Genomic DNA, 15739 nt, shown 5'->3' with positions numbered 1-15739 from the left:
CCCCGATCCTGGAAGCCGAGCGCAAAGCCGCTGACGTCGCCCTTGGCGTGCGCGTAGCCGAGCAGCAGGCCGTAGTGATTGCGGTGGCCGGCGGCGCTGGTGTCGGCGTAGAGGTCCTGGCCGACCTGCAGGCCGGTCAGCGTACCGTCGAAGCGCTGGTTCACCTCGCCGTGCTGGCTCTGACGGCTGTGCTCGCCCCAGACCCGGGCCCAGCCGGCCGGCAGCTGGCCATTCTCGCTCAGCAGGCTCTGCTCGCCCTGGCGTTCGTGGAAGGTGCCGATCTGCTCGATGCCCAGCTGGCGCGCCGCCACCGGGATCTCCGCGTAGAGCGGCACTTCCGGACGGTACAGCGGGATCGGATCGGCGCCCGGCGGTGGCGCCGGCGGCAGCGGCGGCGTGCCTTCGGCGGCGAACGAGGCGATGATTACCGGCACAGGGGCAGGGTCCCCGGGCGTCGGTGCGGGCGTGACCGATTGCGATACCGGGACGGTGGAGCGCAGGTACCAGTTCTCGGCGGTGCCGGCGGACACGCCGCCCTTGAACAGGTAGTAGGAGTAGGCGCCGGCGCTAACCGAGCCGCCGGCCAGTGTGAACGCGCCGGCAGAGGAAGTGGCTCCGTTGACCGCCTGCACCAGCGGGATGCCGTCAGTCGCAGTGAAGCCGCCGGCACCCGCCAGATTGGTCAGCCTGATGGTAGTGGTGCCGCCTATGGTGCCACCGGAAACGACCAGCTTGCTGGCGGGTGATGCATCGGTGCCGAGTACGCTCTCGGCCAGCAGGATGCCGTTGCTACCGGTGTAGTTGCCATTTACCGTCAGTTGCCCGGTGGCATTGCCTGCGCCGGGGTGGATGGTGCCCTGGTTGAGCAGATTGCCGGTCAGCACGCCGGTGCCGGCCAGGGTAGTGCCCGCCTGTACGGTGGTGGCGCCACCCAGTGTGCCGGTCAGGTTGAAGAGCCCGCTCTGGATCGCGACCGTGTTGAAGGTACCACTGCCGCTCCAGGTCCAGTCGCTGCCTTGCATCTGCAGCGTAGCGAAGCGCGAAAATGCATTGCTGGCGGTGCCGGTGCCCTGCAGGACCAGCTTGGTGGCCACGTTACCGCCGCCATCGGCTGCACCATTGATGACCGAGCCGGTCTGCAGGATCAGCGTGTTGGCGCCGGTGCCCATCGACACCGCCGCGCCGGCGCCGCTTTGCAGCAGCCCGGCATTGATGACCGTAGTGGCGCCATTGAGTGTGCGCACGGCGGCGGCTTGCTGGCTGATGATCTGACCGCCGGCCTGGTTTTCGATACTGGCGGTAAAACCGGAGCCCGCGGTATTCGAGAAGACTGCATCCGAGCCTGACCCACGGGCCTCGATGGTGCCGCTGTTGACCAGCTTGTCGCCGTTCCCCTGCAGATAGGCCGTAGGGCTGTTGTTGCCGGTGGTCAGCAGCGCGCCGCTGTTGGTGATCGAGCCATTGCCGCCGAGGATGGACATGGCGCGGGCATTGCTGCCGCCGGTCGTGACCGAGCCCGTATTGACCAGCTTGTTGCCTGATTGCCCGGTATTGGATTGCCCCCACGCTGCGGTCATGCCGTAGGCGTTGGGCCCGGACGTGGTGATGGTGCCATTGTTGACCAGCGTGTTGTTGCTGCCATTGGCCGCCATGCCGTCGTTGTAAGCGCCGGTGGTGGTGATGCGGCCCTGGCTGGTATTGGTGAGCGCATTGCCGTTGTTGTTCCCCAGCAGGACTGCGCCGCGGTTCAGGCCGGTGGCCGAGCCGCCGCTCAGGCCGAGGGTGCCGCTGTTCGAGATCTGGCTGCCGCTGTCGACGCTGAATCCGATCGGGTTGCTGCTGTTGACGAAGCTGGCGGTACTACCGGCGTTGATGTTGATGGCAACGCTGGTGCTGCCTGGTGCCGCCAGTACCGGCGTTGTAATCGTGGCGGAACAGGTCGCCGTGGTGCCGCTGATCGGCCCGCTGGTATCGCAGGCGGCCAGAGCGCTGGCCGGGGGGACCAGTGACAGGATGCACAGAGCCGGTGGCAAGCCATGCGCCAGCAGCCGGCTCGGCATGAGGGGCGTTCTCTTTGTTTGCAAAAGGATCTCCGAATGTGGTTGTGCTTTGCGTTTTGCTGACCCTATCCCCAGCTACGGGTCGCATCGTCAGCAGTGCAAACCACTCCTGATATTCCGTGCAGTCGTCTTCTGAAAACGACAGATAAGGCCGCCGATTGGGCAAGGCTCAGGCGCCGGTACTTTGGATGTTCGGGGTAAGACAATGGGGTCATGGGCTGCTTTCCTGGTGCGCCTGCGGGGCGTCTTTTAAGTTGTTAAGCATTGTTGATAAGTATTTTTTAAATATTTGGCATTAAATGCCGGCCCATTGATATTCTATATATGCATTAAGAATTTTTGTAAAAAAATAATATTCACATGGGGTGGTTGGCGAGCGAGGCCGCCCACGCCCTTGGCGTAACCGTGGGTCAGTCTGGTTGGGGCGGAATCTTCGTCGAGCTCAGGTCAGAGCGTTGCGGAGGGGAGCGCTTCGGGCTGTGCCAGCTGTCTGGCCGGCTTGTCCGAGAGCGAGCAGAATCTGGCATTGCAGGCCAGGCAGCGCCGGTGTGCACCGAGCGTGTCATGGTGCCTGTGCCGAATCAGCAGGCCGTGGCAGTTGGCGCAGTTGCCCAACCGGCCCATGGCCCACGCGATAAGAACGACGGACAGGGAGAGCGCTATCCCCAGTGCCGCGAAGCTCAGTACCGCGATGCACAGGAATACGATGAGAAACAGGGTGTCGGGTGCGGGAAGGGATCGCAGCTCGCCGGCGATCGACAGCCAGGCGCACAGCAACAACAGTGCGGCCATCCCCAGCACAATGGGCAGACGATACAGCCTGGCCAGCATACGGTTGCATTGCTGTTGATCCATGGTCGAGCATCATTAATTGGTCATGATTAATGATCTAGCACATGCCGGGGGTATTGGTGTGACCGATGCCTGAAGCCAATCAGCCTGGCGAACGCGGCGGCAGGGAGCGACCTATCCGATGCGGGGACATTTCGGCTCGGGTGGCGCTGGCAAGGTGACGGCCCTGTGGCCAATGGTGACTAGGACGGTTGGGTAGGGGGCGACAGCATCGGCGCGGCCCCCGGCGAGGCGAGTGGCAAGGGCGGCTGGGGCCCGGCGCAGGCGGTGCTGCGCCTGGTCAGGATGTTTAGCCCAGCCGCTGGAACAGCCGCACCGAGCGCAGGTGCGGCAGGCCGGCCGCGGCGCGGCGCAGTTCGGCCTCGCGCGCCATATCGTCGTCGTCGACATAGATTTCCAGCTCGATCTGGCCGCCCAGGTAATGGGCGCGCAGGTCGTCGAATGCGAGCGGCGTGCCGAGCCGTGCGTTCAGCGCAGCGAGCAGTGCGCTGCGGCTGGGCAGCGTCGGGTCGTCGGCGGCCTGGTCCGGGTCGGCGTCGATGTGCAGCGTCACCGTCAGCACCGGGAAGCGCTCGCTGACGCGCTGGTGCGCCTTCAGCGCCAGCTGGTGGCCCTCCGACACGCTCAGGTGGCTGTCGACCAAGAGGTGCGCGTCGACCACCGCCAGGTCGCCCATCTTGCGGGTGCGCAGGTCGTGCACGTTGCGGATGCCCTCGGTCTCGGCCAGCGTGGCGCGGATCGCGCGCACCTGCTGCGCGTCGAGCGCGCGGTCCATCAGGTCGTTCAGCGCGTCGCGGCTGAAGTTCCAGCCGGTGCGACTGATCATGAAGCCGACGATCGCGGCGGCGAGCGGGTCGAGCAGCGGCAAGCCCATCAGGTTGCCGACGATGCCGACCGCCACCACCAGCGACGAGGCGGCGTCCGAGCGGGCGTGCCAGGCGTTGGCGATCAGCATGCTCGACTTCACCCGTTTGGCCACCGCCACCATGTAGCGGAACAGCCCCTCCTTGGCGAGCAGCGTCACCAGCGCCATCCACAGTGCGATGAAATGCACGGTCGGGATCCGGGCCGGGTCCTCGAACTTCAGCGCCGCCGACCACAGCATGCCCAGCCCCACTACCAGGAGCAGCACGCCGATCGCCAGCGACGCGGCGGTCTCGAAGCGGGCGTGGCCGTACTGGTGGTCGCTGTCGGCGGCCTTGTGACTATGCTTGTTGGCGTACAGCACCACGAAGTCGGACACGAGATCCGACAGCGAGTGCACGCCGTCGGCGATCAGCGCGCTCGAGCGCGCGAACACGCCGATGACGATCTGGCCGGTGGACAGCAACAAGTTGACCGCCACGCTGACCAGCGTGCTGCGGCGCGCGGCCTGCTGCTTGTCGAGGGCGAAGTGGCGGTCGGTGTCCGGGGACAGGATGGGCATGCGATAAATCCCGAGCGGGTGAGGATGAAAACGACATTATGCGCCGAGTCTGGCGCTCGTTGGCTGGTTGCGATCCCGGTGGCGGTGCGATACTGGCGGCATTGCTTCGTTCCGGCCCGATCATGTCGCGCTTTCCACCCCCCGGCCGCTGGCTGTCGCCGTACTTCATCCATCAGCACTATCCGGCGTTGCACGCCTTGCGCGTCGCGCTGGCGTTTCTGACCGCGCTGCTGCTGACTACCTTGTTCGCGATCCCGCACGGCGCCTGGATGCTGATCACCGTGCTGGTGGTGATCGGCTCGCTGCCACACCTGGGCAGCGTGTTCCGCAAGGCCGGCCAACGCATCGCCGGCACGGTGATTGGCGGGTTGGCCGGTATCCTCGCGATCTGGCTGCACCGCTATTCGGTACCGTTCTCGTACGGCTGGATGGTGCTGTTCGCCGGCCTGAGCAGCTATTTCGCCTTGGGAAAGGCGGACTACATCGCGCTGTTGTCCGGCATCACCATGGCGGTGGTCGCCGGCTACGGCGACAACGACATAAATGGCGCGCTGTGGCGTTCGGCCAACGTGCTGGCCGGTGCAATGATCGCGCTCGGCTTTGCCAGCCTGCTGCCACAGAAGGCGGTCAACCACTGGAAGTACCTGCTCGCCGACAATCTGCGCGAGGCCGGCATGCTGTACGCGCGCTTGCGTCACCACGAACTCGCGCCTTCGGTCGAGATCGAGGCGGCGTTTGCCCGGCTCAACAGCCGGCTGATCCAGCAGCGCGGCCTGTTCGCCGCGGTACGCAAGGAGGTGTCGATCAGCGCGCGCGAACTCGAGCAGATCCAGCTCTTGCAGCGCGGCATCCTCAACACGCTGGTTCTGCTTAGCGAGACCGGCGCGCAGCGGCTGGAACGCGCCGAACACCAGCGCCTGGAGGAGGTGTGCGAAGAGGAGCAGTTGCTGATCAAGCACACCCTGCTCGGCATGGCGCACGCGCTGCGCTTCGATCGACCGGACCGGCTGCAGCCGAGCCAGGACGGGCGCGAACACGAGTTGGCAGCACGGCCGTCGGCCGAATTCGGCTTCGAGGGGCGCGGCTACCTGTGGCTGACGCTGAAGCTGCTCGACCAGGTCGAGCGGCTCAACCGGCAGATCCACGACAGCGCGCCGGGCTGGTGCGCGGCGGGGCTGGTGCTGGCGCCGCCTTCAAGCGATCCGGCTGCCTAGCCCGGTAAAAAGCATTCGGCCAACCTTGCGAAGTTGGCCGAATATGCTTTGGCACAGTTGCGGTATTTGAGTATCGTGAGTTTGGACTGTTGCCTTGTCGGTCTCGCCCGACTGGCGAGTTCCTTTTCTTGTCTCGCCAAGAAAAGGAACCAAAAGAAGGCGACCCCGATGCGCTGGCCTTCGGCTTCCCTCGCGCCTGCCAAGCGGCCAGGCGCCGCCGAACTCGCGCCGCGCTAACGTCGCGGCACTCGAACAAGCGGCGGCTTAAGACCTGGCCGCTTGACGATCGCTCGGCAGCGCAAAGGGGATGGGCAGGATGATTGCTGCGGTACCGGGTGCCCAAGGTTTAAAACCATGCCACATGTGGGGTTCCTCAAGGTCGCCCGAAGCCAAGCTCCTCAATCTTAACGGCGGCGACCAACGGTGACACATCGGACATGAACGTTGTTAGGGAGTGACGATCTCGTCACTCGATCCTGCACCAAACTTACCCCTGCAGCACCGCCTGGCGCTGTTGCACGAAACGGCGGGTGTAGTCGTCGACCGGGTTCTGCACCAGCTCGGCCGGCGCACCGTGCTGGACGATCTGGCCGTCGCGCAGCAGCACGATTTCCTGACCGAGGCGCAGCGCCTCGTCGACGTCGTGCGTCACCAGCACGATGGTCTTGTTGAGAGCCGCCTGCAGCTCGAGCAACTGATCCTGCAGCTCGTGGCGGATCAGCGGGTCGAGCGCCGAAAATGCCTCGTCCATCAGCAGCACCTCGGTGTCGACCGCCAGCGCCCTTGCCAAGCCGACGCGCTGGCGCATCCCGCCGGACAGCTCGTCCGGGTAGCTCTTGGCGTGGCTCGCCAGCCCGACCCGCTCCAGCCAGTGCCGCGCCGCGGCGGCGCAGTCGGCCGGCTTGTCGCCGCGCAAGCGGCAGCCGAATGCGACATTGTCGAGCACATTGCGGTGTGGCAGCAGGCCGAAGCCCTGGAACACCATGCTGACGCGGTGGCGGCGCCAGTCCTGCAGCTCTTTTTCCGAGAAGCTGAGGATGTCGACGCCGTCCCACAGCACCTGGCCGTTACTCGGGCTGATCAGCCGGTTCAGGTGGCGGATCAGCGTCGACTTGCCCGAGCCGGACAGCCCCATGATCGCGGTGATCTGCCCCGGCGCGATCGCCAGGCTCACGTCCCTCAGCGCCAGCGTCGCGCCGGTGGCGGCGAAGATCGCCTCGCGGGTCTCGCCCGCCTGCGCCATCGCCAGCGCCCGCTCGGCGACCTGTTTCGAGCGGGCACCCTTGCCGCGCGGCGCGAAGATCGTGGTGATGTCGTTGAGGACGATGCGGCTCATCGCGCGTCTCCCCCGGTCATCGCCAGTTTCTGGCGCCGGTCCTGGCCGAACGCCTGGCTGATCCTATCCATCACGATCGCCAGCACCACGATCGCGAGGCCCGCTTGCAGGCCGCGGCCGACGTCGAGCGTCTGGATGCCGACCAGCACATCCTCGCCGAGGCCACGCGCGCCGATCATCGACGCCAGCACCACCATCGACAGCGCCAGCATCGTCGCCTGGTTGATGCCGGCGAGGATGCTCGGCCGCGCCAGCGGCAGCTGCACGAAGAACAGCAGCTGCCAGCGGTTGCTGCCGAACGACTCGGCCGCCTCCAGCACCTCGCTGTCGACCTGGCGGATGCCGAGGTCGGCCATCCGCGCCAAGGGTGGCAGCGAGTACACCAGCGTCGCGAAGATCGCCGGCACCTTGCCGAGGCCGAACAGCATCAACACCGGGATCAGGTAGACGAACGACGGCAGGGTCTGCATCACGTCGAGCACCGGCAGCACCACGGCACGCAGCCTGTCGCTTCGCGCCATCGCAATGCCGAGCGGCAGGCCGATCAGCACCGTCAGCAGCGTGGCCAAGAGCACGATCGCCAGCGTCTGCATCAGCGCGTCCCACAGGCCGAAACAGCCGATCAGGAACAGCAGTCCGACCCACAGCACGGTGCGCTTCCAGTCGCGGGTGGCGTAGCCGGCGAGCGCCGCCACCACGCCCAGCACCAGCCACGGGGGGGTGGCGCGCAGCGTGCTCTCCAGCGGCACCAGCAGCCACTGCAGCAGAAAATCACTGACTGCATGCAGCTGGTCGCCAAAATGCGCGACCAGCCAGCCGACCAGCGCGTTGATCGCGTCCTTGATCGACAGCGCGGGAAACTCCATCCGCTTTACTCGCTTTCTCGGTTTCTAGAGGGAAAGGTTGGCCGAACCGGTCGGGCGCAGGCTCAGAGGCGATGCTTCAGCTTCTCGATCTCGGCCTGGACCAGGCGCTCCTTGAAGTCGACGCCGCCCAGGCGGCTGAACACGGTGATGCCGTGTATGGCCAGCCCAAGCCCCCAGCCGAGCAACGGCGCCAGGCTCCACGGTCGCGGCGAGGTCAGATAGTTCACCACAAACAGCCCCGGCATCACGATGGCGAATACCAGCGCGTGGTGATAGAAGCCCAGTTTGGCGGCGGCGCGTTTGCGGGCCAGCCGTTCGATTTCCTGTTCTGTCATCCGTGTCTCTTCAATGTCCAAGCTATCTTGTTGCAACGCTTGGCGCCGCACTTGCATGGCGGTGCCAACCGTCTCTTCATCACGCCGCGCTCACTTCGCCGCGGCAATCACCTTGACCGACACATCGGCCGGCACCCAGCCCTTCACCACCTCGGGATGCTGGCGGACGAACTCGCGCGCCAGCTGCGGCCACGGCGTCTTGCGCTCGGCCTGGTCGGCCAAGGCCTTGTTGAGCAGCTCGATCGGCACGTTGAACTTGCTGAACAGGGACACCAGCACCGGGTCGCTGTCGTTCAGCGTTTTCGACACGCCGACCTGGATTATGGCCGCCGGCGAGGCCGAGCCGCACGGCGCGGCGTTGTCCTTGTCCGACAGGGTCTTGAAGCAGGCCTCGTTGTACGCCGGTTCCTTCAGCTGCACGAAGCGGTACTTGCCGAACAGCGCGGTCGGCGCCCAGTAGTAGAACAGCACCGGCTTGCCGCGCTGGTAGGCCGAGGCGATCTCGGCGTCGAGCGCGGCGCCGGTGCCGGGGCGGAAGTTGGTATAGCTGTCGGTCAGCTTGTAGGCCTTAAGCTTCTGGCTGTTCACCCCCTCGCAGCTCCAGCCGGTCGGGCAGTTGAGGAAGCGGCCCTTGCCCGGCTCCTCGGCGTCCTTGAACACCGTCTTGTACTTGGGCAGGTCGGCGACCGATACGAGCCCGGCCGCAGCCGGCTTGATGCCGCGCTTGGCGTCGCCCTTGACCAGGTAGTCGGGCACGTACCAGCCCTCGGACGCGCCGACGATGGTCTTGCCGAGCGCCTTCACCTTGCCGGCCTTGGCCGCGTCGTTCCAGGCGTCGCTGCGCCCCACCCATTCCTCGGCCAGCACCTGTACATCGTTGTTGGCGAGCGCGTTCTCCATCGTCACCGTGCTGCCGGGGATCGCCTCGGTCTGACAGCCGTAGCCCTTTTCGGTGACGAGGCGCAACAGCTCGGTCAGGAACGACGCGCTTTCCCAGTTGAGGCCGGCGAATTTCAGCGGCTTGCCGGCACTGCACCAGGTGGAGGTGGTGGCTGCACTGGCCGGCAGCGCGGTCAGGGCGAGGCTGCCGGCGAAGGCGGCGGCGAGCGTGAGGGACAGAACGGAACGGGTCATCAGGGTTTATTCCTTATTGTGCGGTTCGTATTCGATTTATAAGCGTTTATCGGGCAAACGCCGCAACGCGCTTAAGCGGCTCAGGCCAGCACCGGGTAGCCATGTTGCCGCGCGTTTTCTTCCAGCGTCAGGATCGGGTGGTAGTCGCGCCAGTGGCAGGGCACGAAACGGTCGATGCCAAGAGCATCTAGGATATCGCGATCCTGTTGCGAAGAGGCGACGATCAAACTGGTCAGCACGCTGCGCCAATGCGGCGCCAGCCTTCGCCCGGCGATCAGCGGCAGGCCCGGTGCCGCGGCGCTCCAGCCGATGCGGCGCAGCGCCGGTTTCAACTCGGGGCGCTGGCGCAGCAGATAGGCGTAGGTGATCGCGTCGATCGCGGCAAGGTCGGCCGAAGCGGCCAGCAGCGCGTCGATACTGGCGGCGTGGCTGCCCGACCAGGTCACCGAGCCGAAGAAGCGGCCGTGCTCGGCGAGCGGCGCGACCGCGGCGCGCAGCGCGTTCATGCCGCTGTGCGAATCGGGCTGGTTGGCGACCACCCGCCGGCCGCGCGCGTCGGCGAGCTGGCGGATCGTCGAATCGGCCGGCACCAGCAGCGCGCTGCGGTAGAAGCTGCCCTGGCAGCCGGCGAAGCGGTAGGCCGGGGTGGCGAGCGGCACCACCCGCTCGCGCAGCCGGGTCATCAGCGGATAGCCGCAGGTCTGCGACAGTAGCAAGTCGTCGCGTTGCCACCAGTCGAGCAGCGCGTCACCCGGTTCGGCCAACGTCACCGGCTCGCGAAAGCCTCGTTCGGCCAACCTTTGTAGCAGCCGGACGAGCCAGCGTCGGTACAGCGCCGCCACCTCGTCGCCGACGTTGTACATCGGCAGCGCCGCCTGCCAAGCACTCATTGCTTGGCCTCCGGCAGCACCGGCGAGTCGACCGGCCGCCACGCGAAGCGGCGCAGCAGGTGGCCGTAGCCCGGCACCAGAAAGCCGCCGCTCCTCGCGATGTAATCGTCGCGCTGCGCCCGGTACGCCTGCGGGATCCGGTACCAGGGCAGGGCCGGCTGCTCGTGGTGCACCAGGTGGTAGTTGTTGTTGAGGAACAGCAGCCGCCACGCCCAGCCTGCCTCGTTCAGGCTGATGCGGTGCGCCGGCGTGTCGGCGGGGCGGTGCTCGTAGAACGAGCGCACCAGCGCCAGCGACAGCGCCGGGTAGGCGACGGCGGCTAGATAGAACAGCGGCGACAGGCCCGCGTAACGGTCGAGCGCCCACAGCAGCAGCGCGAGCAGCGCCAGGTGTTCGAGCCAGCTCTTCGTGTCGGGCCAGTCGCCGCGCAAGGGCTTTGCGACGAGGTCGCGCCAGGTGAGCGCGATCGCGAACGCCGGGCCGACCAGCGCGCGGCCGAGCAGGGTGCGGCGCGCCCGATAGACCTGCCGCAGCGGCGCCCAGAGCCGGGCCCAGTCTGTCTCGGTCACGTAATTGCTTTCCGGGTCTTCGCCGGGCAGCGTCAGCTGCGGGTCGCGGTGGTGGCGCAGGTGGCTGTCGCGGTACAGGTCGTACGGGAACCACACCGCCAGCGGTGCCAGACCGAACAGCCGGTTGAGCCTGGCCGAGCGGGTCGGGTGGCCATGCAAGAGCTCGTGCTGCAGCGAGCCGTACCAGCAGGTGATCAGCGTCAGCAGGATGGCGCTGACGAACGGACCGAGGCGTTGGGCGTAGGCGACCACGGCGAGCCAGCTCGCATAGATCGCCACGATCAGCAGCCAGGTCGGCCATTCGTGCTCTGCAGGCAGTTCGTCGCGCCAGCGGCTCGGGGTAGGGGCGGAAGAGGTCATCTTGTCCTCGTCGTCGGCAGAATCAGAAAGGGCCGGCTAGGCCGGCCCCGGGAAACCTCAGTTCAAGCGGCGCCTTCGTTCGGCGCAGGCGTCAGGCGTGCAGCGGCGCAGGCCGTTGTTTTCCAGCTGCGCCTCGACGGCGCAGACCGAGCGGCAGCACGCCATCACCGGCACGCCGCGCGCCTGCGCCAGCGCCTTGAAGTTGTGCATCACGTTGTGGCCGAGGAAGTCGGTGAACAGGATCATCAGATCGGTGCCCTTGGGCAGGCTCGATGGCTTGCGCTTGTGCGAGGCATTGCGCCCGGTGATGTGCCGGGAAATGTCGATGTCGTACGCCGCCAGAAGCTGCGGAATGTTGCCGAGCGTATCGGCGCCGATCACGAGTGCCTTCATGTCCGTCCTCCGTTCTCTTCAACTTGCCGTTGGATTGCATGCTGCGGTGCAGCGGGATTGCGTCGACTATACGGCGCCGACATAAGGCTTTGAAGTGATATGAAATGCGATTGTTATTCCAAATAAGCCTATTGTGATGGCGCCGCCGTCCCGTGCTAACCTACCGCTCCACCCACCGACGAGGGGCGCAGCAGGTGACGGATCAGGTTTTGAGCGAACGGCTGGCGGATTACGGCAGCGTGCGGCACTGGGCGATCCAGTCGCTGTTCGAGTCGCTGGAGGACTACAGCGAGGGCACGGTGATCGTCGACGGCGAGGCGCGCATCGTCTGGATCAACGCGCGTTACGCCGACCGCTTCGGCTTTGCCGACCCGGCCACGGCGATCGGTCGCGCGGTCGAGGAGGTGATCCCGAATAGCCTGATGCGCGAGGTGGTCACCAGCGGCCGGCCGATCCTGCTCGACATCATGCAGACCCGTGACGGCTCGCTGGTAGTGACGCGGCTGCCGCTGAAGGACGGTGCCGGCCGCCTGGTCGGCGCGATTGGCTTCGCGCTGTTCGACGAGATCCAGTCGCTGTCGCCGCTGCTCGCCAAGTTCGCCCGGCTCAACGAGGAGCTGGCCGCCACTCGCGAGTCGCTCGCGCAGGCGCGCCGCGCCAAGTACACCTTCGACAGTTTCATCGGCAGCAGCGACGCCGCGCTGGCGCTCAAACACCAGGCCGAGCGCGCCGCGCAGATGGATTCGCCGCTGCTGCTCTTGGGCGAGACCGGCACCGGCAAGGAGGTGTTGGCGCACGCGATCCACGCCGCCTCGCGCCGCGCGCACAAGCCCTTGGTGACGCTGAATATGGCGGCGATCCCGGAGACGCTGCTCGAGGCCGAGTTCTTCGGCGCGGCGGCCGGCGCGTATACCGGCGCCGACAAGAAGGGTCGGGTCGGCAAGTTCCAGCTCGCCGACGGTGGCACGCTGTTCCTCGACGAGATCGGCGACCTGCCGCCGGCGCTGCAGGCCAAGCTGCTGCGCGTGCTGCAGGACAAGGAGTTCGAGGCGCTCGGCTCCAACAAGGTACAGCGCTCCGACGTGCGCATCATCGCCGCTACCTCGGTGAGGTTGGCCGAAAGGGTCGAGCGCGGCGAATTCCGCGCCGACCTGTTCTACCGCCTCAACGTGCTGGCTATCGAGCTGCCGCCGCTGCGCGAGCGGCTGTCGGATCTTGCCGAGCTGTGCGAGGTGCTGCTCGGGGTGCTGGCCGGCAGCAGCGGGGCGGGGCGCCACCGCATCAGCGCCGCGGCGCTGGCGCGGCTCGCCGACTACGACTGGCCGGGCAATGTGCGCGAGCTGCGCAACATCCTCGAGCGGGCGATCATGCTCGCCGACGACGCGACGCTCGACGTCGCCGACGTGGCGCCGCTGCTCGGCCCGACGGTTCGGCCAACCTCGGCCGAGGCGGGCGCGTCCCATTCCTACCAGAGCGCGATGGCCGAGTTCGAGGCGCAGCTGTTGCGCGACGCGCTGGCCGCCTGCGACGGCCATGTGCCGAGCGCCGCCGCCCGGCTCGGCATCGGCCGTGCCACCCTGTACAAGAAGCTTGCCGCGCTGGGCATCGCGCCGCGCTGAGCGTTTCTATCTCTTTACTCAGCAGGCCGGTCCGGCCCGTCGCTTCCCGCGCATCGTCGCTAGAGCCGAGTCTCTAAATAGAGATCATCGTCTCGAAATCGAGACGATGGCGGCTGCCCATGTTAAGTGGATGATTCTTCACCCGTTGCTGCGATGCAGCAGTCATTCTTGCCGTCTCCGTCTCGAGACGAAGCCAGTTCTGCCTCCCCGCGTGTGTCCACCAATAGCCTGATTTTGCTGGTTTTCGTTCGCTGGCACGCTTCCTGCTGATTTGGTAGCAGGTAGCCAACTCGTCATTACAATGTCATGAGTCGTAATCAGTTTCTGCCGCTATAAAAAAACGGGCCGTTGCCGGAATTTCCCCGGGCAATGCCACCGTTTTCAGAAAAATCGCAAAGGAGACCGCCGAATGACCTTCATCGTGGTGCTTGCCGCCCTGATCTTCCTGATGCTGGCCGCTTACCGCGGCTACAGCGTCGTCCTGATGGCGCCGATCGCTGCGCTCGGCGCGGTGCTGTTGACCGAACCATCCGCGGTGGCCCCGGTGTTTTCCGGGGTGTTCATGGAGAAGATGGTCGGTTTCATCAAGCTCTACTTCCCGGTGTTCCTGCTCGGCTCGGTGTTCGGCAAGCTGGTCGAGCTGTCTGGCTTTTCCAAGGCGATCGTCGCGGCGGTGATCCGCTGGATCGGTGAGACGCGTGCGATCGCGGTGATCGTGACGGTGTGCGCGCTGTTGACCTACGGCGGCGTGTCGCTGTTCGTGGTGGTGTTCGCGGTCTACCCGTTCGCCGCCGAGCTGTTCCGTCAGGGCAATATCCCGAAACGGCTGATCCCGGGCACGGTGGCGCTCGGCGCGTTCTCGTTCACGATGGACTCGCTGCCGGGCACGCCGCAGATCCAGAACATCATCCCGACCACCTTCTTCAAGACCACCGCCTGGGCGGCACCGGCGCTTGGCGTGGCCGGCGCGGTGTTCATCCTGATCGTCGGCATCAGCTACCTCGAGTGGCGCCGTCGCAGCCTGATGGCGAAGGGCGAGGGCTACGGCACCAGCCTCCTGAACGAGCCGGAGCCGGTCGACACCCAAAACCTGCCGTCGCCGTGGCTGGCGATCGCGCCCTTGGTGTTGATCGGCGTGGCCAACTTCAGCTTCACCAAGCTGATCCCGCACTGGTACGGCGCCAGCCACGAGCTGTCGCTGCCGGGGCTCGCCACACCGGTCACCACGCAGATTGCCAAGGTCACCGCGATCTGGTCGGTCGAGGCGGCGCTGATCCTGGGCATCCTGTTCGTGGTGGTGACCGCGTTCGGCACTATCCGTGCCCGCTTCGTCGACGGCACCCGGGCGGCGATCGGCGGCGCGATGCTGGCGTCGATGAACACCGCCTCCGAGTACGGCTTCGGCGCGGTGATCGCGGCACTGCCGGGTTTCCTGGTGATCGGCCACGCGCTCGAAAGCATCCCGAACCCGCTGGTGAACGCGGCGGTGACGGTCAGTTCGCTGGCCGGCATCACCGGCTCGGCGTCGGGAGGGATGAGCATCGCGCTCGCCGCGATGAGCGAGCAGTTCATCACCCTGAGCCAGGCGGCCGGCATCCCGCTCGAGGTGCTGCACCGCGTGGTGGCGATGGCGAGCGGCGGCATGGACACGCTGCCGCACAACGGCGCGGTGATCACACTGCTGGCCGTCACCGGCCTGACCCACCGCGAGGCGTACCGCGACATCTTCGCGGTGACGGTGATCAAGACGCTGGCGGTGTTCTTCGTGATCGCTACGTTCTATCTGACCGGCCTGGTTTGATCTTCATTTGATATCCGGGCGGTCGGTCGGCCGCCCGGACGGAGTATTGCCCGATGACATCGCTACACGGAAAAACCGCTCTGATCACCGGCTCGACCAGCGGCATCGGCCTCGGTCTCGCGACGACGTTGGCCGAAGCCGGCGCGAACATCGTGCTGAACGGCTTCGGCGATGCGGACGCCGCGCTCGACCTGATCGCCTCTCGCGGTGTGGCGGTACGCCACCATGGCGCCGACCTGCGCCGCCCGACTGAGATCGCCGACATGATGGCGTACGCGGCGAGCGAGTTCGGTGCGGTCGACATCCTGGTCAACAACGCCGGCATCCAGCACGTCGCGCCGGTGGACAGCTTCCCAGTCGAGAAATGGGACGACGTGCTGGCGATCAACCTCACCGCCGCCTTCCATACCACCCGTCTCGCGCTGCCGGCGATGCGCGCCAGGCATTGGGGGCGCATCGTCAACATCGCCTCGGTGCATGGCCTGGTCGCGTCCGCCAACAAGTCGGCCTACGTCGCCGCCAAGCACGGCCTCATTGGCCTGACCAAGACGGTGGCGCTGGAGCTGGCGCAGACCGGCATCACCTGCAACGCGTTGTGCCCGGGCTGGGTGTTGACACCGCTGGTGGCGAAGCAGATCGAGGTGAAGGCGGGGGAACAGGGCTTGAGTCAGGCGCAGGCGCAGGCACTGCTGTTGGCCGAAAAGCAGCCATCCGGAGCGTTCGTCACCCCGGCGCAGCTCGGTGCGCTGACGCTGTTTCTCGCCAGCGAGGCGGCGGCCGAGGTGCGCGGCGTGGCCTGGACGATGGACGGCGGCTGGACCGCTCAGTAGATGGAGGCCGCTAACAAACCCCTCCTGGCGTTGTCGCCCTGCCTTGCCGTACGC

Annotated in this window: 14 protein-coding genes; 4 read left to right on the top strand and 10 right to left on the bottom strand. The window is 66.4% G+C overall.

Annotated features, from left to right (window positions below; translation table 11 throughout):
- The 3 genes from ACZ2IA_RS20145 to ACZ2IA_RS20135 all read right to left on the bottom strand — a co-directional run.
- The coding region (locus ACZ2IA_RS20145) for an autotransporter outer membrane beta-barrel domain-containing protein (protein ID WP_470294380.1) at positions 1-2060 on the bottom strand (2060 nt) is incomplete at its 3' end.
- A 447-nt stretch (positions 2061-2507) separates the two neighbouring features.
- A complete protein-coding gene (locus ACZ2IA_RS20140; RefSeq protein ID WP_470294379.1) occupies positions 2508-2915 on the bottom strand; it encodes a hypothetical protein in 408 nt (135 codons plus the stop codon).
- Positions 2916-3201: 286 nt separating this feature from the next.
- Entirely contained in the window at positions 3202-4338 is a 1137-nt protein-coding gene (locus tag ACZ2IA_RS20135) for a cation diffusion facilitator family transporter (protein ID WP_470294378.1), read from the bottom strand.
- Positions 4339-4460: 122 nt separating this feature from the next.
- On the opposite strand from ACZ2IA_RS20135, the gene ACZ2IA_RS20130 reads away from it, so the two are divergent.
- Positions 4461-5552: an FUSC family protein gene (locus ACZ2IA_RS20130; protein WP_470294377.1), complete on the top strand. Its 1092-nt coding sequence runs from the start codon at positions 4461-4463 to the stop codon at positions 5550-5552.
- A gap of 487 nt (positions 5553-6039) precedes the next feature.
- On the opposite strand, the gene ACZ2IA_RS20125 is transcribed toward ACZ2IA_RS20130, so the two are convergent.
- The 7 genes from ACZ2IA_RS20125 to ACZ2IA_RS20095 form a co-directional block, all read right to left on the bottom strand.
- Positions 6040-6888, bottom strand: coding sequence for an ATP-binding cassette domain-containing protein (locus ACZ2IA_RS20125; protein ID WP_470294376.1), 849 nt, complete (start codon positions 6886-6888; stop codon positions 6040-6042).
- Positions 6885-7754 (bottom strand): ABC transporter permease, encoded by an 870-nt coding sequence (locus ACZ2IA_RS20120; RefSeq protein WP_470294375.1) that lies wholly within the window; start codon positions 7752-7754, stop codon positions 6885-6887. The genes ACZ2IA_RS20125 and ACZ2IA_RS20120 overlap by 4 nt, the downstream gene beginning before the upstream one ends.
- Positions 7755-7816: 62 nt before the next feature.
- Positions 7817-8089, bottom strand: a complete 273-nt coding sequence (locus ACZ2IA_RS20115; RefSeq protein ID WP_470294374.1) for a 2TM domain-containing protein — start codon at positions 8087-8089, stop codon at positions 7817-7819.
- 90 nt (positions 8090-8179) lie between these two features.
- Entirely contained in the window at positions 8180-9223 is a 1044-nt protein-coding gene (locus ACZ2IA_RS20110; protein WP_470294373.1) for an ABC transporter substrate-binding protein, read from the bottom strand.
- Between the two features lie 80 nt (positions 9224-9303).
- A complete protein-coding gene (locus tag ACZ2IA_RS20105) occupies positions 9304-10113 on the bottom strand; it encodes a phosphate/phosphite/phosphonate ABC transporter substrate-binding protein (protein WP_470294372.1) in 810 nt (269 codons plus the stop codon).
- Entirely contained in the window at positions 10110-11042 is a 933-nt protein-coding gene (locus tag ACZ2IA_RS20100; RefSeq protein WP_470294371.1) for a fatty acid desaturase, read from the bottom strand. The genes ACZ2IA_RS20105 and ACZ2IA_RS20100 overlap by 4 nt, the downstream gene beginning before the upstream one ends.
- Positions 11043-11099: 57 nt before the next feature.
- Positions 11100-11435 (bottom strand): DUF2325 domain-containing protein, encoded by a 336-nt coding sequence (locus tag ACZ2IA_RS20095; protein ID WP_470294370.1) that lies wholly within the window; start codon positions 11433-11435, stop codon positions 11100-11102.
- A gap of 194 nt (positions 11436-11629) precedes the next feature.
- Here ACZ2IA_RS20095 and ACZ2IA_RS20090 point away from each other — a divergent pair, with 194 nt between their 5' ends.
- From ACZ2IA_RS20090 to ACZ2IA_RS20080, 3 genes are all read left to right on the top strand, one after another.
- Positions 11630-13054 carry a sigma-54 interaction domain-containing protein gene (locus tag ACZ2IA_RS20090; RefSeq protein ID WP_470294369.1) on the top strand — a complete coding sequence of 475 codons (1425 nt, stop codon included), beginning with the start codon at positions 11630-11632 and terminating at the stop codon, positions 13052-13054.
- A gap of 409 nt (positions 13055-13463) precedes the next feature.
- Positions 13464-14855: a GntP family permease gene (locus tag ACZ2IA_RS20085; RefSeq protein ID WP_470294368.1), complete on the top strand. Its 1392-nt coding sequence runs from the start codon at positions 13464-13466 to the stop codon at positions 14853-14855.
- 53 nt (positions 14856-14908) lie between these two features.
- Positions 14909-15685 carry a 3-hydroxybutyrate dehydrogenase gene (locus ACZ2IA_RS20080; protein ID WP_470294367.1) on the top strand — a complete coding sequence of 259 codons (777 nt, stop codon included), beginning with the start codon at positions 14909-14911 and terminating at the stop codon, positions 15683-15685.
- Positions 15686-15739: the final 54 nt, after the last annotated feature.

The organism is Crenobacter sp. CS_VA4, from assembly GCF_055597485.1.
This window is presented reverse-complemented; position numbering and strand designations above follow the sequence as displayed.